At 54.0% G+C, this 20,317-nt stretch carries 20 protein-coding genes and 1 pseudogene; 7 read left to right on the forward strand and 14 right to left on the reverse strand.

Features of this window, described 5'->3' with window-relative positions:
• Positions 1 to 89: 89 nt before the first annotated feature.
• From AC2FJF_RS12440 to AC2FJF_RS12490, 11 genes are all read right to left on the reverse strand, one after another.
• Entirely contained in the window at positions 90 to 1,034 is a 945-nt protein-coding gene (locus AC2FJF_RS12440) for a YHYH protein (protein WP_496725685.1), read from the reverse strand.
• Positions 1,035 to 1,111: 77 nt separating this feature from the next.
• A complete protein-coding gene (kce, locus tag AC2FJF_RS12445) occupies positions 1,112 to 2,050 on the reverse strand; it encodes a 3,5-dioxohexanoate:acetyl-CoA acetone transferase (RefSeq protein ID WP_496725686.1) in 939 nt (312 codons plus the stop codon).
• A gap of 4 nt (positions 2,051 to 2,054) precedes the next feature.
• Positions 2,055 to 3,083 carry a branched-chain amino acid ABC transporter permease gene (locus tag AC2FJF_RS12450; RefSeq protein WP_496725687.1) on the reverse strand — a complete coding sequence of 343 codons (1,029 nt, stop codon included), beginning with the start codon at positions 3,081 to 3,083 and terminating at the stop codon, positions 2,055 to 2,057.
• Complete coding sequence (locus AC2FJF_RS12455; protein ID WP_496725688.1) at positions 3,080 to 3,943, reverse strand: branched-chain amino acid ABC transporter permease; 864 nt, start codon at positions 3,941 to 3,943, stop codon at positions 3,080 to 3,082. The genes AC2FJF_RS12450 and AC2FJF_RS12455 overlap by 4 nt, the downstream gene beginning before the upstream one ends.
• Before the next feature lies 1 nt (position 3,944).
• Positions 3,945 to 4,652, reverse strand: a complete 708-nt coding sequence (locus tag AC2FJF_RS12460) for an ABC transporter ATP-binding protein (RefSeq protein WP_496725689.1) — start codon at positions 4,650 to 4,652, stop codon at positions 3,945 to 3,947.
• On the reverse strand, positions 4,645 to 5,373 hold the full coding sequence (locus AC2FJF_RS12465; RefSeq protein WP_496725690.1) for an ABC transporter ATP-binding protein: 729 nt from the start codon (positions 5,371 to 5,373) through the stop codon (positions 4,645 to 4,647). The genes AC2FJF_RS12460 and AC2FJF_RS12465 overlap by 8 nt, the downstream gene beginning before the upstream one ends.
• A 50-nt stretch (positions 5,374 to 5,423) precedes the next feature.
• Entirely contained in the window at positions 5,424 to 6,704 is a 1,281-nt protein-coding gene (locus AC2FJF_RS12470; RefSeq protein WP_496725691.1) for an ABC transporter substrate-binding protein, read from the reverse strand.
• A 43-nt stretch (positions 6,705 to 6,747) separates the two neighbouring features.
• Complete coding sequence (locus tag AC2FJF_RS12475; RefSeq protein WP_496725692.1) at positions 6,748 to 7,671, reverse strand: 3-hydroxyacyl-CoA dehydrogenase family protein; 924 nt, start codon at positions 7,669 to 7,671, stop codon at positions 6,748 to 6,750.
• A 3-nt stretch (positions 7,672 to 7,674) separates the two neighbouring features.
• Positions 7,675 to 8,460 carry an SDR family NAD(P)-dependent oxidoreductase gene (locus tag AC2FJF_RS12480; RefSeq protein ID WP_496725693.1) on the reverse strand — a complete coding sequence of 262 codons (786 nt, stop codon included), beginning with the start codon at positions 8,458 to 8,460 and terminating at the stop codon, positions 7,675 to 7,677.
• 11 nt (positions 8,461 to 8,471) lie between these two features.
• The gene (locus AC2FJF_RS12485; protein ID WP_496725694.1) at positions 8,472 to 8,816 is read right to left on the reverse strand and encodes a cupin domain-containing protein; all 345 of its coding nucleotides are present in this window, start codon (positions 8,814 to 8,816) and stop codon (positions 8,472 to 8,474) included.
• A gap of 61 nt (positions 8,817 to 8,877) precedes the next feature.
• Positions 8,878 to 9,714, reverse strand: coding sequence for a cyclase family protein (locus tag AC2FJF_RS12490; RefSeq protein ID WP_496725695.1), 837 nt, complete (start codon positions 9,712 to 9,714; stop codon positions 8,878 to 8,880).
• 216 nt (positions 9,715 to 9,930) lie between these two features.
• Between AC2FJF_RS12490 and AC2FJF_RS12495 the strand changes: the two genes are divergently transcribed.
• From AC2FJF_RS12495 to AC2FJF_RS12515, 5 genes and pseudogenes are all read left to right on the forward strand, one after another.
• Entirely contained in the window at positions 9,931 to 10,677 is a 747-nt protein-coding gene (locus AC2FJF_RS12495; protein ID WP_496725696.1) for an IclR family transcriptional regulator, read from the forward strand.
• A 143-nt stretch (positions 10,678 to 10,820) separates the two neighbouring features.
• Positions 10,821 to 11,237, forward strand: a pseudogene (locus AC2FJF_RS12500) (TRAP transporter large permease subunit); the annotation flags it as partial.
• A 139-nt stretch (positions 11,238 to 11,376) separates the two neighbouring features.
• Entirely contained in the window at positions 11,377 to 11,787 is a 411-nt protein-coding gene (locus tag AC2FJF_RS12505; RefSeq protein WP_496725697.1) for a universal stress protein, read from the forward strand.
• Between the two features lie 231 nt (positions 11,788 to 12,018).
• Positions 12,019 to 12,651: a tyrosine-type recombinase/integrase gene (locus tag AC2FJF_RS12510; protein ID WP_496725698.1), complete on the forward strand. Its 633-nt coding sequence runs from the start codon at positions 12,019 to 12,021 to the stop codon at positions 12,649 to 12,651.
• Positions 12,652 to 12,895: 244 nt separating this feature from the next.
• Entirely contained in the window at positions 12,896 to 13,291 is a 396-nt protein-coding gene (locus AC2FJF_RS12515; RefSeq protein ID WP_170337324.1) for a nuclear transport factor 2 family protein, read from the forward strand.
• Positions 13,292 to 13,379: 88 nt separating this feature from the next.
• Here AC2FJF_RS12515 and AC2FJF_RS12520 read toward each other — a convergent pair whose 3' ends face one another.
• Complete coding sequence (locus AC2FJF_RS12520) at positions 13,380 to 14,273, reverse strand: LysR family transcriptional regulator (RefSeq protein WP_496725699.1); 894 nt, start codon at positions 14,271 to 14,273, stop codon at positions 13,380 to 13,382.
• 75 nt (positions 14,274 to 14,348) lie between these two features.
• Between AC2FJF_RS12520 and AC2FJF_RS12525 the strand changes: the two genes are divergently transcribed.
• Complete coding sequence (locus AC2FJF_RS12525; protein WP_496725700.1) at positions 14,349 to 15,263, forward strand: NAD(P)-dependent oxidoreductase; 915 nt, start codon at positions 14,349 to 14,351, stop codon at positions 15,261 to 15,263.
• Positions 15,264 to 15,557: 294 nt separating this feature from the next.
• Here the strand turns inward: AC2FJF_RS12525 and AC2FJF_RS12530 are convergent, their stop codons facing one another.
• Together AC2FJF_RS12530 and AC2FJF_RS12535 are read right to left on the reverse strand one after the other, a co-directional pair.
• On the reverse strand, positions 15,558 to 16,451 hold the full coding sequence (locus tag AC2FJF_RS12530; RefSeq protein WP_496725701.1) for a helix-turn-helix domain-containing protein: 894 nt from the start codon (positions 16,449 to 16,451) through the stop codon (positions 15,558 to 15,560).
• Between the two features lie 448 nt (positions 16,452 to 16,899).
• Positions 16,900 to 17,883: an ornithine cyclodeaminase family protein gene (locus tag AC2FJF_RS12535; RefSeq protein ID WP_496725702.1), complete on the reverse strand. Its 984-nt coding sequence runs from the start codon at positions 17,881 to 17,883 to the stop codon at positions 16,900 to 16,902.
• A 595-nt stretch (positions 17,884 to 18,478) separates the two neighbouring features.
• Between AC2FJF_RS12535 and AC2FJF_RS12540 the strand changes: the two genes are divergently transcribed.
• Positions 18,479 to 19,936, forward strand: a complete 1,458-nt coding sequence (locus AC2FJF_RS12540; RefSeq protein WP_496725703.1) for a pyridoxal phosphate-dependent decarboxylase family protein — start codon at positions 18,479 to 18,481, stop codon at positions 19,934 to 19,936.
• Positions 19,937 to 20,317 lie beyond the last annotated feature (381 nt).

Raw genomic sequence — 20,317 nt, forward strand, 5'->3', positions numbered from 1 at the left:
CCGTATTGCTAGTATCGCGGGGGAAACACCAGGTGTCTGGATAAATCCAGGATAGGCCGAAACTGCGCCTCAGAAATAAGGACTAACGATCACCTTTTGTCGAATGAGCTGTCAGGCTCTCCGACCAAACAGTTGAGCACCCACGGGTAGCTTGTGGTGACATAGTACCCGTACTGGCCATCAACGGTCATGCCATTGCACTCATCCAGATCGCCCGTCCCGGTAAACTCGTAATCGTCGATATACGTCCCGTCCGGAGTACCACCCGGCCCGGTAGGCGGCGCAGGCCGAGGCGTGGTTTTGAGTTGGTAGCCGGAAATCGCAGGTCTTATAGTACCATCGCTGTCTTTGAATATCGTACCATAGATCGGAAATCCGTCAGCCGCGAAGCCGATAACTGGTGACGGCTTATCAAGGTCGTGATCCAGAAACAGCGCATTCGGATTGGAATGATAGTGATACCTGCCGTCTGGCTGGGCGTGGGCATTGTGGAGGTCTACGCCAAAGTACTGATCGTAAGACGGCGGGTCGAGCAACCAGGGATCAGTATCCCGACACCCTGCAAGGACGTTGCCATTCTTGTCTGCACGTGGGCCGCTTGGGCGATAACACCCGGCCGAGAGCAAATCGACCGGCACACCGTTGAGCAGTAATGCGTCATAGCTACGTTGTGAAAGCGCAGCTTGACTGTCCGTTTTTTCTGGGTTCCTAGGAATCCGGAATGTGCCTGACAATTCCCTCACATCGTTGGCGAAGTTGGCTGTAGGCCCATTGAAATCATGGTTAGGAATGCCATTGGTCTTGAAAGTGCAGTGCTGACTATCAGACGAGATTTCGATTTCGGAGTTAAAACGTTGCTGGCGGGTGACGTCTTCCACTGAAGCGGAATACACGCCCGCATAGTCCGCACAGTCGGCGGACCGGTTGCTGAGCAAAAGATCGGTGATGTCCTGAGCCGCTGCGTTCTGCGCAGGAGCCTGAACGGCCGTAAATCCTGCCATAAGCGCGCTGAATGTCAAAATCTCCAGTCGCATGGCTCAATCTCCTCGGTGTTTCGAAATTTTCAAACAAACAAGTCGCTCGATATGAGTTGATGCCTGTCACCCTAGCCTCAGAATGCGACGCGGCCTCCTCCTTTCAAATCCAGAATTTCTCTCGCTTCGTCGGGAGTTGCGACCTGACTGCCCAAATCTTCTACAATACTTCGAATTTTGGCGACTTGCTGAGCATTGCTTTCGGCCAGTTTTCCACGAGAGATGAACAGGCTGTCTTCAAGACCGACGCGAATGTTGCCGCCCATCTGGCTTGCCGTCGTGGCAAGGGACATCTGTGCTCCTCCTGCGCCCAAGACCGACCACCGATAGTCGTCACCGAACAGACGGTCTGCCGTGCGTTTCATGAAGATCAGATTGTCGACTTCGGGTCCAATGCCGCCGAGGATGCCAAAGATGAACTGAATGAAAATAGGTGCCTTGAACAGTCCGATATCCATGCAGAATTTCAGGTTGTACAAATGCCCGACATCATAGCATTCGTGTTCGAACTTGATGTCATGAGGCGCAAGCGTTTCCGCCGCCTCGCGAATGTCCCGGAACGTATTGCGAAAGATGTTCTGATCGGAGTTCGCGACATAGTCTTTCTCCCAATCAAACTTCCAGTCGTCGTCGCCATACCGATTGGCCAATGGGTGAAACGAGAAGTTCATCGAACCCATATTCATCGAGCACATTTCGGGACTGAAGGTCTTAGCCGGATTGATCCGGTCCTGAATAGACAGAGTCAGCGATCCACCGGTCGATAGATTCACAACTGCGTCGGTAGCCTGTTTGATGCGCGGCAGGAAAGGCGCAAAATCATTCGGGTCAACCGATGGAGAACCGTCCTTTGGGTCGCGCGCATGCAGGTGCAGGATCGACGCTCCGGCCTCGGCGGCCTCGATCGCCTGCCGTGCGATGTCATCATAGGTGTAGGGGAGTGCATCCGACATCGTTGGTGTGTGGATCGCTCCTGTTACAGCACATGTAATGATAGTCTTTTTCTGACGGGCCATGAGTTCAGTTTTCCTTGGATTGTCCGATGTGCTTTACGCGATAGCCCAGCGGGAAAAGTTGCAGATCAAAACGGCTACGGATCACGCCCCAGATGCCTTTCGGCGCCTTGAGCATGACGACAATCGCAACCACTCCGAGAACGATGAGGTACGTTGTCCCAAGGTCGGCCAGCGTTTCGCGCAGCGCAAAGAAGACGAGTGTGCCGATGATCGGTCCTTCGATGGTACCGATGCCGCCGATTACGACGATGAAGATGACGAAGGCGGTCCAGTCGTTGACGCTGAACGCCGCATCCGGCGAAATGCGCAACTTTTGCAAGAAGATCAGCGCGCCGATCATCGCCGTGAACGCCGACGTGACGACGTAAACAATGAACTTCGTGCGCCAGATATCGATGCCGAGGCTACCGGCGGCCAATTCGTTGTCGCGAATTGCCGTCAACGCCAAACCTTGGCGCGAGCGCAGGAAGAGATACACGGCCGTCACCACCAGCACAGCGGCTCCGAGCGCCAGCCAATAGCTCAGCGCCTCTCGCATCGCGCGACCGGACGCCAAAGATTTGACGATGGCGACGGGTAGCGAAGATCCCGATCCCCCGCCAAGCGCAGAAATTTGTGCAAAGCTCAGCCGAAAGACTTCAGCGATGACCCAGGTACCTATGGCAAAATATGCGCCCCGAAGCCTGAAGATCAGAACAGCAACCGGGATCGAGATCAAAGCCCCCAGCACGCCTGCGGCTGCGATAGCAACCAATGGGTTCAGCCCGCCCAACATTGTAAGCGCAAAGAGCATATAGCCGCCGAAGCCCACATAGGCCTGCTGACCAACCGAGACGAGACCAGCGTAACCCGCCATGAGGTTCCAAAGAGTGGCGAGGGACAGGTAGAGAAACAGCTCTCCCATCAAGCGCATGTCGGCGCGGCCTGCCCACCAGGGCGCTGCAACCAGAACAAGCAAACCGATTGCGGCCAGGATCGCGGCAGCTCGCGCTGCCTTTGATGATCGAGATACGGAATAATCTTGCAGATTCATCCAGAAACCCTCGGGAAGAGGCCGTTCGGACGAACGGCAAGAATGACAAGGAAAGCGATATGTCCGGCAAGCACTTGCCAACCCGGATCAATCTTGGCTCCGATGGTTTGCGCGACGCCAAGGATAACGCCGCCAATTAATGTACCCCAAAGGTTGCCAAGCCCACCGATGATAACGGCCTCAAAGCCAAAGATCAGGCGACCGCCTCCAATTGAAGGATCAAAGCTTGTCCGAATGCCAAGCAGAATACCGGCGATCGCTGTCACACCGAGGGCCAGCGCCATGGCCAAGCCAAAGATGTGCCGACGATTGAGACCCATGAGCTGGGCGATGTCTTGATTGTCTGAAACGGCCCGGAATGCACGTCCCAAAGCTGTATGATAGAAGGTCCATTGCAGCCCCCAGATCACCGCGATCGCAATCCCGAAGGTCAGGAGCGGTAATATCCCAAGGGTCACTCCGCCCACTGCGACGCTTGCTGTTTCCAGGGTGCCAGCATTCAATGTTTGAGGGTCGGCAGTGTAGATCTCAAGCAACCCGTTCTGGATAATTACACTCAGCCCGAATGTCACAAGCAGCGGTGGAAGAATATCTTCGCCCAGAGTTTGGTTAAGCAGACCGCGTTGAAGGGTATACCCAATCAGCGCCATTGCGGGAACGACAATCACCAACGCGGCAATCGGGTGCATCCCTGTCGCGGTCGTTACGGTCAGCCCGAGATACGCGGCCAGCACGATCAAATCGCCATGGGCGATATTGACGAGCCGCATGACCCCAAAGATCAACGACAGACCCGCGGCAAACAGCGCGTATAACCCACCCAGCAGTGTTCCCTGCACGATAGCGTTCAGCCATTCCATATTATTCGATCCCGAAATACGCGCGTGAAATATCTTCACGCGATACGGTGTCAGACGTGCTTTCCAGCGAAACGCGCCCCTCCTGCAGGCAGTAGACCCGGCTCGAGACCGACAGTGCCCTCGTTATGTCCTGCTCGACGATGATCGCACTCATGCCCTCACCGATAATGCCGGGCAAAGCGTCGTAGATGTCTTTGATGATGATCGGTGCCAGCCCCAAGCTAATTTCGTCGAACAGGATCAGATCAGGATTGGCCATCAATGCGCGCCCGATGGCGACCATCTGCTGCTGACCGCCCGAAAGCGATGTTGATGCCTGATCTTTGCGCTCCTCAAGGATCGGAAACAGATCATAGACAGCTTTCAGATCCCAAGGGCCCGAGCGACCAACTTGGGCTCCGATCATCAGGTTTTCTTTGACTGACAAAGAAGGGAATAACTGGCGACCTTCTGGAACCATGGCGAGGCCAAGTTCTGCAACCTCGTCTGCGCGAAGCCGGCTGATATCCTGACCTCGATAGTGAATCTGATCCACTCCGTTCGTCAGCAACCCGGTGATTGACCGCATCAGGGTCGTCTTGCCTGCGCCGTTTGCACCAATGATTGCCAGAACTTCTCCCTCGCCGACGTCCAATTCGACATCATAGAGCGCTTGGAAATCGCCGTAGTAGGAGTTCAAACCGCGTATCTGAAGAATTGAGTCAGGCATCGGCTTCGATCCCCAGATAGATTTCCTTGACTTCAGCGCTTTCCATAATTGCCTGTGGCGCGCCCTCGGCGATTTTCTTCCCGAAGTCGATAACGATCAGGCGGTCAACAACGGCCAGCAGCGCATGAACGACATGTTCGATCCAGATAATGGTGACGCCAGACGCGTGGATGTCCTTGATGGTCTGAACCAGTGACTTGCACTCAGCTTCGGTCAAACCACCGGCAATCTCATCCAACAACAGAAGTTTGGGCTTAGCGCAAAGCGCGCGTGTCAGTTCCAGGCGTTTGCGTTCCAACAAAGTCAGGCTGCCCGCTAGAACGTTTGCCTTGGGCATAAGCTCCGTTTGGTCCAAAATCTCCAGACAAAAGCGCTCAGCCTGATGCCCATGCAAGCCGGCCGACTGCGTGGCTGCGATCATTGCGTTTTCGAAAACAGTCATTCCCGAAAACGGCTGCGGAACCTGAAAAGAACGCGCGATGCCTGCATGGCTCCGCTTTGCGGCGCTCCATTTTGTGACGTTCTGCCCACTGAATTCTATCACCCCGGAATTGGATTTGAGCGTCCCAGTGATCAGATTGAACATCGAGGTTTTACCGGCACCGTTGGGACCTATTACCCCGAGTGCCTCGCCTTGCTGGACCTCATAGCTCATAGCATCGGCGACAGTGACCGCGCCAAATGCCTTGCTCAGGTCTTGGATTCTCAAGATTGTCGTCATGCTTCTCTCGGATAGAGGGTTCGGCGCCAAGATCGGCGCCGAACGTCTAGTCAGCCCAACAGCTTCATATCTGCCGTGATCGGAACTTCGGGCGCAGTGCTGTTTGCAACGATCTGCAACTCATACCCGTCGCCGGACTTTTGCCACTGACCGCCGACCAGCGGAGTTTTGGTGACGTTGTTCATGGGTCCATCACCCCAGTTCACCGGCCCGACGATTGTGTTTAGGTTCGTGGACGTGATTGCGGAAATGATCGAAGACGGGTCTTCCAGATCATCCGCCCGTTTGATGACATCTGCGACGACCTCGAACAGTGCGTGCTTAAAGCCGAGCGGTTGCGTCCAAGGACGGCCCGACTCCGCCGTGTAACCTTCGGCAAGGTCTTTCGAAGAAATGCCGGTGAGTGAGGACGAGAAAGGATGATGCGGAGACCACCAGACCTCGGTCGACAACCCGTCACCACGGTCGCCAAGCGATTCAATGACCGATGGGAACAGCAGTGCTTTGCCAATGGTAACGACCTTTGGGTTGAACCCTTGCTGGGCAGCCTGGCTCCAGAACGTAGCGAAATCTGGCGGGATCATGTTGCCAGTGACGATTTCGCAACCAGCAGCCTTGAACGAAGCGATCTGGTTTGAGAAGTCGTCGGATAACGGCTGATAGCGACCGGGATCGGTCAGCGTGTAGCCAGCGGCGGCCAGCGGTTTTGGCAGTCCCAGTTCCGCATCGCCCCAAGCATTACCGTCAGCATCGTTGGGGAAAAGACCGCCCACGGTCTTGGTCACGCCAGTCTTGTCCCACATATCAAGGAACGCTGCGATCACATCCTCTAGGCCCCAGAAGAAGTGATAGGTCGTTTCAAACCCCTCACCCGGAACACCATTGCGGCCAAAGAAGTAAGGCTGCCACGGGCAGTCGGTCGTGATGCAAGGAACTTCGTTTATCTCTGCCTGATCGGCGACAGGATTTACTGTGTCCGGAGTTGACGCCGCCACGATGATATCAACTTCATCACCCAAGATCAGATCTGCCGCGACCTCGGCTGCTCGGTTCGGGTTGGACTGGCTGTCTTTCGAGATGATCTCGACATTCCAGGTCTTGCCATTGTTATCCAACCCAGCCGAATAGACCTGCTGTATGGCTTGAAGCACGTATTCGTCGGCCTCCGCGAAACCAGCCAGTGGACCAGTACGTGGGCTGACATTGCCAATCCTTAGCGTCGGGTTTGCCGCATAGGCACGCGTTGCCCGGAGGATGGCCGGAGCAGCGATTGCCGCCGTAGCCCCGGCAATAAAACTGCGCCTCGTGGCCGTTTTGAAAGTCCTTGTCATTACGTCCTCCCTTCACCGGCCTCCCGCCAGTGTTTGATTGATCTTACAAAGTCTTCTCGAGATTTTTCAGATGTGTCGCAACGCGCTGGCGAACCTGATCCGCCTCGCCCTCGGCCCATTTCCTAAAGCCTTCGCCTGACTTCATGCCTAGCTTGCCCGCTTCAACAAGCGACTTCAGGTAGGATGAAGGGCCTTTTTGCGTCTCAAGGTCGTGTAATACATTCTCATGGATATCGAGCGTCAGGTCGGTGCCAACCAGATCAGCATTCTCTAACGGCCCGAGGACCGCCAGCCGCCGTCCAAAGCTGGACTTGATCACAGTATCAACAGCTTCCGCGTCACAAATTCCGTTTTCAACCAAACTGACCGCTTCGCGCCACAGCGCATGCTGAAGGCGGTTGCCAATAAAACCCGGTACGTCCTTTTCGACCATCACCGGAGTCTTTCCAGCGTCCTTCAGCAGATCGAACATCGTCTGTGCGATCTCGGGGTCCGTCCATTCCGTCTTGATGACTTCAACCAACGGGATCATGTGCGGGGGGTTCCACCAATGTGTTCCGAGGGCCCTGTTTTTTAGCCGCAGCCCAGACATGATCTGAGTGATCGGCATGACCGAAGTATTTGATGCGAGAATGCAGGTCTCTGGTGCGTGCGCTTCAATCTCAGCAAAAATCGCTTGCTTAAGCTCCAGCTTTTCCGGCGCCGCTTCGAATACAGCATCGGCGTTTCGAACCGCACCTTCAGTCGTCGCAAAGATCTCAATCATTTTTAGGGTTTTTGTGATTGTAACCTCGTCATCCCCCATCGCGGCCATGCTGGCGCGGATGCGGTCGGGCACGGTGGCTCGCGCCTCTTCAACGGGATCCGTGATGGCAACGTATTGACCTGCTTTTGCTATGGTCAGGGCGATACCGTGCCCCATAAGCCCCGCGCCAATTACTGCTATCCGCTGTTTCTTGCGCACCATTCTTTAACCCGCCGTATATCCGCCGTCGGCATGAAGGATATGCCCGGTGTAAAAATCAGATGCTCGCGACGCGAGAAACAAAAGCGGACCCGCCAGGTCTTCTGGCTCACCTAGTCGTCCTTTGGGAACACGGGTCAGGAAGCCATCGCGCACTGCCTTCGCTTCGTCGGTGTCTTCGAACATCCAAGCTGTCAAAGGAGACCTGAACACTGTCGGAGCAATCGCGTTGACGGTAATTCCAGTCGGCCCGAGCTCACACCCCAAGGCTTTGGTGATCCCGTTTACTGCAGCCTTTGAGGCGCAATACGCAGTATAGCCAGCCGGGTGGCCAAGGATACTGCGAGCGGAACTGACGAAGATGATCTTGCCGTATTCGCTGACCTTCATCTGTTTCGCAGCCGAACGCGCGAGCAACCAGCTTTGATTGACGTTGGCATCCATCACGGCATCGAAGGTTTCGGGAGCCATTTCGTTGATTGGAGCGACTTTGTTCATGCCGGACGCGACGACGAGAATGTCCAGCTTGCCAAAGGTGCTGACCGCTTCATCGACCAATGCGTCGCATGACGCCTCATCGGACGGGCGCGTATTCACCGCAACGACGGTCGCACCAAGCGCCTCGCACTCTTTGGCAATCTCGTCGAGCGCGTCCTGATTGCCCGCAGCCAGAACCAGATTGCACCCAGCGCTAGCCAGAACGCGCGCAGCAACCATGCCAAACGCACCCGAGGCTCCGGTGATCAGCGCGACGTTTTCATTAACGTCAAACATCTTGAGTGGATCAGACATTCTTTTCGTCCTCAGCTTTCTGGCGGATACGGAATGACCACCAGCATTTTGCAGGTGTGGTTGGTGCGGTTTTCAATTTTGCGTATTTCGCCCGGTGCGATCGTGCAGCTATCCATGGGCCCAAGGATGGTTTCTGTGCCGTCAACGATGACAGTCATTTCACCCTCCAGAACGACGTAGACTTTTTCAAAAGGCGTAGAGTCCGGCCCGGCACCTCCGCCTGGTAGGAACTGGCTCAAGCCAATCCACTGATTTGTCGGCCCGCCTTCTTCAAACCCCTGTAAGCGAAGCCCATGACACCCAATGTGGTTCGGTGCTTCGTAGGGTTGGGCGTCTTGAAAACGCTTCAGATACATATCCGTCTCCGCTCAGGTTTAGTGGCGGCCACCGGAATACCGGCGACCGGTCCGTGAGTGTTCAGAACTCTTCGCCAGCCTCGATACGGTAGGACTGGTTCTTGTCGATCATCGCAACCAATCGGATAATGCAGCCGTCGCCACGGTCCCAATTCCAAGGGAAGAACGCGAAGGTGCAACGCTTACCGGTCACCGCATCCAGATCACCACCGACATTTTCGATGCCGAGGATACCCTTAGAGAAAAGCATGTTGTGAACCGGTTCCCACTCGGGGAAGTCAACCTCCCAGGGGGTGCCGCCTGACCATTCAAGATACTCTTTCTCAAGGTGCGGCAGGATCGGACCGTTACGCTGCGGGCCAATGGCCGTTGCCAGAGGGTGATCGTTTGCCTGGGTGTCGTGGCCAACGACTTTCACGCCTTTCTCGATCATCCACTCAGCAGCGGAAGGAACGAGACCCGGGCAATAAGCAAAGTAGTCACCGTCTTCGTACTGCTTATGCCAACCGGTGTTGATAATCAGAACGTCGCCCTTGCGGATTGCGTGCCCGCAAGCCTTCTCCAGATCGTCTCCCGTGATTTGCTCCCACTTCTTCTTGGGAACCGAGACGACCAATCCCGTACCGAAGAAATGCGGCAGCGGCACCTCGTCGATGAACGGCGTTCCCTGAACGACATGGGCCGGTGCATCAATATGAGTGGTCACGTGCATGGTCGTCGTAATCGTCTGAGACAACACGCCTGACTTGGCCATGTAGTGCTTTCGGTCGATCTGGACGTCCTTGAAATACGGCCAGTTGGGGCACTGAAACCCGTATCTGTGGCTCAGGTTGTAAAACTCAAGCCCCATGTCATTGTCAGTGTTTGCCTGAAACTCAATGCCGCGGATTTCGACCATTGGGCATATCTCCTCTGTTCGCCGACAACGCGGCGGTGTTCGCTTTTCTAATATCTGGGTGGCCTCCCCACCTGTCCCGTATGATGATGCATGCGCACCGCATTACGGTCAACTAAAAACTCACTATACGGTTGACTTGCACCGCATTGTGGTACATCACTAATAAATTACCAGGTATCCGAAATTACGATGCCAGGACAGGATTAGGTAGGTTAAATGTCTGAAAAAGCGGATAAAGGTGGCATTCAGGTCATTTCCAGAGCGGCCTCGATTTTGCGTGTTCTGAAAGAAAATCAATCCGGAATGAGCTTGGGGAAAATTGCAGAGCGTGTTGGCCTGCCCCGCTCTACGGTACAGAGAATCACAAGCGCACTTGCTGAAGAAAAACTTGTCATAGCAGATGCAAACGGGGGTGGCTTGAGGCTCGGCCCCGAACTAAGCGCTCTCGCGGGTGCTGCGCAGTACAGCATCGTCGAACATTGCCGGCTGCTTTTGACGGAGCTGACCCAAAAGACCGGGGAAACCACAGACCTCGCCGTCATGCGCGGTATCGGCATGGTTTTCTTAGATCAGGTCCCAGGCGTCTATCGATTGACGACCGTTTCGCAAGTGGGCGAGGTTTTTCCGCTGACCACCACTGCGAATGGGAAAGCTTGTCTCGCTCAGCTCGATGAAGGAGATGCGACAAAACTCATTCAAAACGAATGGGAACGGAATGGTATCCAAAGGAATTTGGATGACTTCCTTTCCGAACTGAATACGGTCCGCGAACAGGGCCTTGCCTATGATTTGGACGAGCATTCTGTCGGCGTGTCGGCGATCGGATTTTCTTTCGTTGACTGGGTCGGAGATCTGCACGCGATCTCAATTCCAGTGCCAACGACACGATTTGCACGGCAAAGAGCAACCATCGAACAAGCACTTATCGAGACATCCACAAATATACATCAAACTTTCCAATAAGCTTGTGAAGCCGACATGACGCAGGTTGGGTCTCACGATCCACCCTGTTTGGCAACCCGCGCTTCCAATGGAAAAAATCCATACACTGCACCCAACAGATTGCTGCTAGTTCCGCATGGTCGCGAAGGTTGCCATTCGTGTTTAACCTTATTGCGCAAGGTGCGCCACAGCTGGCAAAACAAATGGTCTATTCAGTATCTGAAAATCCGATTGTGGTTCTGTTGATGATCAACATCGTGTTGATCCTGATCGGGATGCTGATGGACGATATCTCGGGTCTGCTTCTGGCGACACCGATCTTGCTGCCCATTGCGCAGAGCACTGGCATGGACCCGATCCATTTTGCGGCTGAGATCGGCGTGAACCTGGTTATGGCCAACATCACTCCACCTACAGCGCCGCTTCTCTATCTTGGCGCTCAGGTCTGCGATGAACCGGTTTCGCGTATGCTTTGGCCGACTTTGGTGTTCATCGTTTTTGCCTGGCTGCCGACGTTGATGCTGACAACTTTTGTACCAGAGTTAGCCCTCTTCCTGCCTGACCTCCTGCTCAGCAGATAATGGGCGGAAAGCGCCAACGCACAAGACAAAATGCACGCACCCCACTCCAATGATTGGGGTGCAAGGGCGCTCTCTCAACCATGACGTGGGAGAGACTAGTTCGCAGCGGAAATCCTAAATCTGAAAATAGAAGTCTGAAATGTACAAAAATATCCTAGTCGCGCTGTCTCTGGAACACGGCATCAGTGAACATGCATTGTCCGCGGCACATGCCCTTGTATCCGAAGGCGGAAAAATCACAGCAGCACATATTCACGAACCACCAAACAGACAAGTAATGTACTATATGGATGAAGGGATTGCAGAAAAATCCTTTCAAAAAGCAAAGACACGCTTAGCTGAACGCCTGAAAGAAGAAGCAGAAATCTCTTCGGTCTTGATCGAGAGCCAATCAGCTGGCCGAGCAATCACCGAGTACGCAAACAAACATCGCATCGATTGTATCGTCCTTGCTTCGCACAAACCTGGAATGAAAGAGTTCTTTTTGGGTTCAACAGCCGCTTTCGTCGTTCGACACGCTCAATGTTCGGTGCATGTACTCCGTCTTTGACGCTGGCGCCCGCAGCGCGTAAGTAACTCTGTCCTGTATAATCTGCGGTGATAAGCATGCCTTACTGCGACCATGGTCTGCTATTGGCATACCTACCAGAATTTCACTTTGCGGCATTTGAGAGGTAGGGCTCACGGCCAACCTCGGCGGCAACGCGGCATCTTGTGATATCCTCTTTCGTCAACGTCGGGTTGTCGTTGTGGGCGGGCATGGCGGATCGGAGGATCAGTTATGGACACACCAAACTTACCTGCCATTCGCGCTCTTCGCCCAGCTTGGAACAAGGGACGCATCGTCGGTCAGAAACGGCCGTTGAAACCCAAACACGTCTGGGCAATTCGAGTAAGGTTAGAACTCGCAGTGAACCATCGCGACCTCGCTCTCTTCAATATGGCCATCGATAGTAAGTTGCGCGGCTGTGACTTGGTGAAAATGAAAGTCGTAGACATCATGGCTTCTAGTCAGGTCAAGGAGCGGGCTTCGGTGTTGCAAAGCAAAACTCAGAAGCCGGTCCGTTTCGAGGTTTCTGAAGGAACTCGAAGCTCAGTCGAAAGGTGGATGGAAGACAATCTCATGGTCGGATCTGAATACCTTTGGCCAAGGCGTTTCCATGAGCGTTTACACATTTCAACGCGCCAGTGTGCGCGGATCGTGCGTGATTGGGTCACGTCGATAGGTTTGGAAGCAAGCGCATATGGCACACATTCAATGCGGCGGGCAAAGGTCACTCAAATTTACACGAAGACAGGCAATCTGCGCGCGGTACAACTCTTGCTTGGGCATACTAAGATGGACAGCACCGTTCGGTATCTCGGTGTTGAGCTTGAGGATGCACTTGCCATAGCAGAGGCCATTGAAATCTGACTACTACGGGCCGCATTCGTTGGCGGCCCACAGCCGACATTCGATATCTCTCAGAGTTCACCTATCGGCTTCCCGAAAGCTGCCGTTCGTTCAAAACGCAGAAATTTCAATGAGCGGATGGCAGTGAGGCAAACAAACCTGCAAACGTTGAGATGCGCTGTTTAGCAAACTTGATTGCTTTCAGAGACCCGACTAACGTTTCTGTAACCATATTTTTCGCGATTTTTAGGACATGTAGATATAGATGACACCTGATGTACAAACCGCCCACCGCATAGCTCAAGACCATTGCGCTGCTTGGACAAACCGGGCACCTGGCGATGTCGCCGGAAGATATGCTGAACATACAATCATGATAATGAACGGTGGCGACCCAATGGAGAGCCAGGCGGAGATTGGCGACATGGCGGCGGGATTTATGGCTGACTTCCCTGACCTCGTTCTTAGCCTCGACGCGGTTCTCGTCGCCGATCACCATATGGTCTATGCGTGGACTTTCGAAGGCCATCATAAAGAGACTGGCAACCATGTTCGTTTCTCGGGCTGGGAAGAATGGGACTTAGACGACAACCTGAACGTCACCAAATCGCTCGGTTGGTATGATGGTGTGGATTATGAACGCCAAGTTGCGGGAACATGATCATATCCGGCGCCAATTCGCGCCCTGTACGCACAGTCGTATACGGTATGTCAGACCCAATTTGACTGTAGTCGGTGCTCTTTACTGCCTACAGCAAGTGAGAGGGCGTCCATCGGAAAAGGCTTTTCTCATATTCGGTAATTGATTTCGAGAGCCACCGCATGAACAGCTTTGCCGCTGGTCGGACCGGGCCCGGCAACGTGACAAGGTAGTAGCCGATCTGCGGTATTGGATCGTCGAACAGCGCCACGAGTTGTCCCGACTTCAACTCGTCAGAAACAAAAGCCGGTACCGTCGCCCCGATACCATCACCGCGACGGATGCCATCCAGCAGCATATTGCCCGGCACGCGGACAACTCTCCGGTCGGCGTCGGTCGGAATTCCGACTTTTTCTAACCACAGGTCAAATTCGACTGACCCTTGTTCCTGAAGAAGTGTGAAATCAAGCAATTCTGCAGGATTCGTGAGCACCCGGTTTCCGATGAGTTCGCTGGACGCGACGACCGTCAGACAGCCTGGCAGCAGCACCTGCGAGACAAGCCCTTGCCAGCGACCTGTTCCATATCGGATGGCCATATCAATTCCGCCCGGCTTGAGGTCGACAGCTTGGATCGTTGAATCGATCCTCAACTCGATATTGGGGAATTCGTCAATAAACGTCGACAGACGCGGCATAAGGAACGCGCTTGAAAACATCGGAGTCGCGCTAACCACCAACGGTCGAACCGCCTCTGCACTCGACACGCTCTCGGTCACGGAGGCCATTTCAGCGAAGGCTTCAAGCAGGCCAGCTGACAGGAATTCGCCTTGCGATGTCAGAGAAATGCCATGTCGGGTACGAGTGATAAGCCGAGTGTCGAGATGTTGTTCGAGCCCGCGGATTTGCTGGCTGACTGCGGAATGGGTCACGTTCAGTGCCTCTGCCGCCCGGGTCAGATTTCGAAACTCGGCAGCGGCGGCGAAGGCTCTGAGAGATGTCAAAGAGGGAAGTGTGCGCCAATCCATAAGTAAGATCATCTAACAATATAGAATAATTTACAACTATGTGATCCCCCGATGCCGGCGCATGCTGGTGCAGTAATTCATTGGCGACCATCGGAGACAAACATCATGAAAATTGCTGTTTTGGGACTGGGCAATATGGGCTCAGCGCTGGCGCATTGCTTGCTCAAGGCAGGCCACGAAGTCAGCGTTTGGAACCGCACATCGGAAAAGGTAGAGGTTTTTGCTGAGGCTGGAGCCACGATCTGCTCTTCACCGAATGATGCTATTGCGGCGTCTGATTTTGTCATCATCTGTATCAAGAGCCACAAGAAAACTATTGAACTGGTCAACGGGCTGAGCGTCTCGCTAAAGGGTAAGACCATCTGTGACATGAGCACGGGCGATACCTCGGATGCCGATAGACTGGTCGCCATCCTTGAGGGACAGGGGGCTGGCTACATGCTGGGCATGATCAATGCCTACCCTTCCGGCATTGGTGGTGACGAAACCACAATCCTTACGGTGGGCAGTGCCGGAACCTGGGACCGCTATGGCAGTATCATCAGAGAACTGGGTGGAAAGTCCGCCCATGTCGGAGAGAAACCAACTGCACTTGCCGCGCTCTTTGCCGGCCTCTTCACGGTTCGACAGGGGTTCATGTTCGGAATGATCTACGGTGCACTTGTCTGCCAAAAAGCGGGCATCCCGATGCAGGTTTATGCCGACCAACTCCCTGCCACGATCAAACTGGTCAATGACTACCATGATCTCTTTGCCAGAACTGTTCCGTTTGAGGATTACGACAGTGCGGAAGCTTCCCTGAAGGTTTACGCGATGGCGCAAGAGGATGCGTTGAAGACCTATCTCTCACTTAATGCGCCCGCTGATTTCATCCAGTTGATGCATGACCGCACCAAAACGGCTTGGGACGATGGCTACTGCGACAGACAGCTGACCTCACTGGTCCAGCATATGACAGATGCCTGATGCAATAATGCTCCGGCCAATTGCTGCCATTGCCCGAGGATTAGCGATGCTGCAGTGCGGACCGTCAGAAGGAGACATTCGCTGCAAGCGCAAAGCAGGAAGGCCAAACGAAGTCTGGACCGCGAACAACCTGACATTGGGCCTACGGCGACCCACGCACGCAGTCAGCCCGAACCGGACATTCGGTTTTTTGGCCACATCAACGTAGCGTTTCACAAAATGCTGTTTCACGAAACACCTAGGGTTGAACCGTTGAGCTGGACTTTATCGATACGATAAATTGTCAGACGGTAGTTAAGTACTTTCGAAACGGTCAGCATATGCCTTCTTGAGCATAGGGCTGCGTCGAGCAAAGAGAGAATAGAGTATGTTTTCCCCGGCGAGGTGCCAGAATTCGAGACCTGTAGCGTCAACGTGTGGGCCGATGAATTGGAAACTCAGATCCTTGCACAGCTGATGCCCTATTGGGCTTGCGGCGATGGCGGCTAGATCTTTTAGATAGACTTCCCTTATCACGAGATCTTCGAGTACTTTCACAAACCCATTTAGCAGATGAAGCGCAGAATTTTGATGCCCCTGCGCGATGTAGACGCCGGCGCAATAGCCGAAATAGTCGCCAGGAAGAACCGGGCGTCGAAGGGATTCCAGACTAAATTCGGCTTCAACCAGCCGGCACTCACGGAACTTGGTTTCCAAGTCTTCATCCAGGAAAATAAGCGAGATATGAGCGGCCAACTCATCTCCAATCATGACATATACGCCGGACATCGCCCCATCCTTTAAGATCTCCGCCCAGATGGGGTCGCAGGCGGAAAACCCGTCGGGAAACTCATGAGCACCTTCGAGTTCCAAGGCCTGAACGGCGGCATCGGCAAACTCGATAGATCCGTATTCCAGCGCCACTTCATGTTCGCGAAGAACCCGGTAGGACGCATGCGTTCTACTCGAACGGCTTTCCCAATCCTCGCGGCAAGCCACAACTTCATCCCGCGTCCATCCGAGTTTTTCTACTAAAAGGTGCTCCAGGTCACCTCGGATGTACGACAGTGATCGCTCATATTTGCTGACCGCATCTACACTTAATCCCAGCAAAGCAGCCAATTGTTCCTGTGACATGCGGCCGTCGATACCGTTGCGAGCTCGATGGCTTCGAAGCTTGTCGGCGAAGATGGACGAAGGGGCGGTCATGTTGTCTCCGAAATGGTCGTGCCGCTGCTTATCAATATGCCTAAAATTGGGTGATTGCCCAAGCGACTTATGGATGACTTACGGGTTCAGGCGGATCACGTCCGTGGCCGAGTTCCCTGAGACGAGCCAAGCTTGACACATACACAAAAGGAACCTGCAATGTCACGTCGCATATGTCAGTCACCCGGTACGCTCGACGCAATTTTTTTTGGGTTTGCATCCGCCCCTGAAACCCGGAGTCGTCGGAGACGTGACATCCGCTGTTCAAAGCGAATGAAACGCGATTGGCCTGTTTCCCCGATGCGTCGCCACCGGTTTATGAGAGATCTTGACTACTAGATCAAAGGCACAAAATGTGAATTTGCTGTACAAGTCAGATTGCTGAGAACGACCGCCCAAAGCGAGCCTTTCAACTTTTATTTCAAAGTGCATATTTATGTCTTTGGTATCACTTCACGGGCATTTCGGAGGCCCGGCGAACCGCGAGAACCGAAGCAGCATAATCCCCCAATGAAATCCCTCTGAATGCAAAAGCGGCCGGTTTGTTGCGCAGGCGAATGTCGACTTTACCGGTGACCAATTCCGCCAAATCGCCAGCAATTTTCTTATATGGCAACATCGGCTTGTCGCTTTCCAATTCCTGTAGCCGGTCGTCGACAATTACCATTTCGAAAGCAGCCATACCTGCTGGAATCCACGGAATGCAGACATCCGTTATCGCCGCAAAGGCAGTCGGTTTCAGCCATCGGCCGTCCAAAAAGGGTTCGATTGAGTAGTCCAAAGTTACCGATGTCACTATCAGATCTGCATCATTCAGGGCGCCTTTTGCACTGGTGCATGATTCAGCGTCCAGTCCCAGGCTTCGTGCATAACGACAAAGCTTGTCGGCATTCTCCTTACCTCGCCCGAACACGCGGATTCGTTTCAAGGGAAATAGATCTGAAAACGCAGCAAGATGGGCGTGCGCTTGCACACCCGCGCCCACAAAAGCCACGGTCTCGGCATGAGGGTCAGCAAGCCTACGCGCCGCCACCACTGACAGAGCCGCTGTTCTGACTGCTGTAATCCAATTCGCTCCCAAGACCGCGCGAAGTAGTCCGGTTTGCGCATCCATAACCATGATTGCACCGTTAATCGCGGGAAGACCACTTGCCGGATTTTCCGGACACACTGTGACCTGCTTGGTCACGATGAAACCATCATCTCCCATTGCTAAGGTAGACATTGCGTAGCGCCCGTCGCCGGGCAAGATGACTGTTTTCGGAGAAGCGCGAAGCTTTCCTTCTACTTTGGCTACTAGGGCGGATTCGATGGCATCGGCAACTTCAGAAGTTTGGATGCCCAAACCCCCGAGATCCTTGTCAGACAGATAAATTAGCGCGTTCTCAGAGGTCACGACGTTCCTCACATCAGCAAATTGGCTTTCTGACAAAGTACATTATTTTCCGCTGTTCTCGCCATCGGTTTACCTTTGCAGAAGCAATTAAGCGGTTACTTTCAATCGCCCGACGCAAGGCGCAGAAACGAAATTCGTCTTCATTTTTTCTCACATATGAACTCAGCCGAACGTCTGTGTTCCTCCGCTCACCTGCTTCCTGCCAACTCGTTCTAAACGTCCGGAATGCGCGGATCGCGACGTGCCGCACTTGCAAAAGATCGAAGTGTGATTACGGCAGCTCAGGGTTCCAAAGCCGTCATCAGAGATAGCGCTGCAAGGCCCCTGGCCACCATTTTGATGACCTCAAGCACGGCCCAAAGCCGACGGTCGTCGATGCCTCCATCACTGCATTGCATCGTTCCTAGAAGTGGACGTAGGCGCAAGTGCAGCATCTTCCATGATCGGGTGGTAGCTCTGCGGACAACAAAGCTGTTTCGCCAATCAAAAAGAGGCGCACGCAAAGGCCTTCCGATCCGCCATCGCCCCAACAGAAATATCCATCTGTTGGAGATTCAACAAGGCCGTAGAACGGTTGCACTGAATACGTTTATCGCGCACCTTTTTTCTCTAAACAAAAGGGACGCTGTTGATGGTGAAATCCAATAGATTAACTCTTGATCCGGACGATTGGGAGGCCAGCCGCGCGCTCGCCCACAGGATGGTCGATGAGGCCATCGAGCATCTGAAACAGGTGCGAGAGCGTCCTGTTTGGAGACCTATGACCGACGATGTCCATACCACGTTCCAGTCTGGTTTGCCGGAACATCCCTCGTCTCTGGAGCAGGTCTACGATGAATATCGGGCGACCGTGCGCGCATATCCCATGGGCAATATCCATCCACGTTTCTGGGGGTGGTATATGGGTGCCAGCAACTTCACCGGCGCTTTGGGTGATTTTCTTGCGGCCGTAGAGGGCAGCAATCTTGGGGGTGGCAACACAGGAGCGGCGCAGGTCGAACAGCAAGTTGTCGATTGGCTAAAGGAAATTGCGGGGTTTCCCAAGTGTGCGAGCGGCACTCTAACCAGCAGCGGTTCAATGGCAAATCTTGTGGCGCATACCGTGATCCGCAATGTCACCGCCGGATATGACGTTCGCCAGGATGGTATTGCCGCGCTGGATAAGCCAATTAGGTTTTACGCCTCCGATCAGGCCCATAGTTGCCACCAGAAGGCGTTGGAGACGCTGGGCCTCGGCGCCAAGGCGCTGGTAGAGATCGCGAGCGATGACTACCAAAGAATACGGCTCGATGCGCTGGAAGAGGCAATCAAGCAAGATCGCGCGAACGGGATGCAACCTGTTTGCGTGATTGGAACGGCTGGAACGACAAACACCGGTGCGATTGACGATCTGACCGCGATCGCCACGCTGTGTGAGCGTGAGGACCTGTGGTTCCACGTTGATGGGTGCATTGGCGGTGTATTGCGTCTTGCCCCCGACCACGCCCATCTGGTCGCCGGGATCGAACGCGCCGGCTCCGTTTCCATTGATCCCCACAAATGGCTGCACACTCCCTTTGACGCTGGCGCTGTATTGATCAAGGACCCCGATGCGCATTTCAGAACATTCGAGATGCACGGCCCCTACCTGCAACTCCAGGAGCGCGGAATGATTGCCGGGAAGTTCCTCGCTGACTACGGTCTGGATCTTAGCCGCAGCTTTCGCGCGTTGAAAATCTGGATGGCTTTCAAGGAACAGGGTGCGACGAAGTTCGGGCGGCTCATTGCGCAAGACATAGGCTTTGGGCGCTACATGGCCGCGCAAGTAGAGGCGCATCCGCTTCTGGAACTTGTCGCTCCTGTCGAGCTCAACATTGTGTGTTTCCGGCATCTAGCGGCAGACGAAAACGCAGCCAAAGCACTTAACACCGAAATCATGCTTCGGATTCAGGAGCGCGGGCTCGCTATGCCTTCGGACACAACGGTGAAAGGCAAACATGGGCTTCGCTGTGCGTTCAACAACCACCGCACCCAACGCGAGGACATAGACCGGTTCCTCCGCGATGTGCTTCAGATCGCGGAAGAAATCCTATCGGAACAGCCCGCCTAACGCGCTTATTGATAACTGTTAAGGCGTTTGTAAACGTCGTTTTTTGGCCCAGACCTACCGGCCCAAACCGGACATTGAGCTTGAATCATGATTAACTAATCAGCTTCTTGAAAGCGGCCGTTCCGACATTTGCAACATTTCCTTTGCTTCGATGGCCGAGATGGGAACATGCCTGCCGTCCTTTTAAGCGAGCAGTACACTTCGCAGTGCATCTTCCCAGAGAGTTCACAGGGGCTTGCGTGTCCAGCACATGCTGCCTTTCGCCAACAGAAGTCTGGGTTTAAGCAATGACGCTCGGTGGAGCGCTTCAGAGATCGAACGTCCTGACGTTTTCGAGGCGCATATGGAGTGCCAGAACAGTAAGGCCTACAAGTCTATCCA

It is taken from the genome of Ruegeria sp. CDSB013, assembly GCF_059611165.1.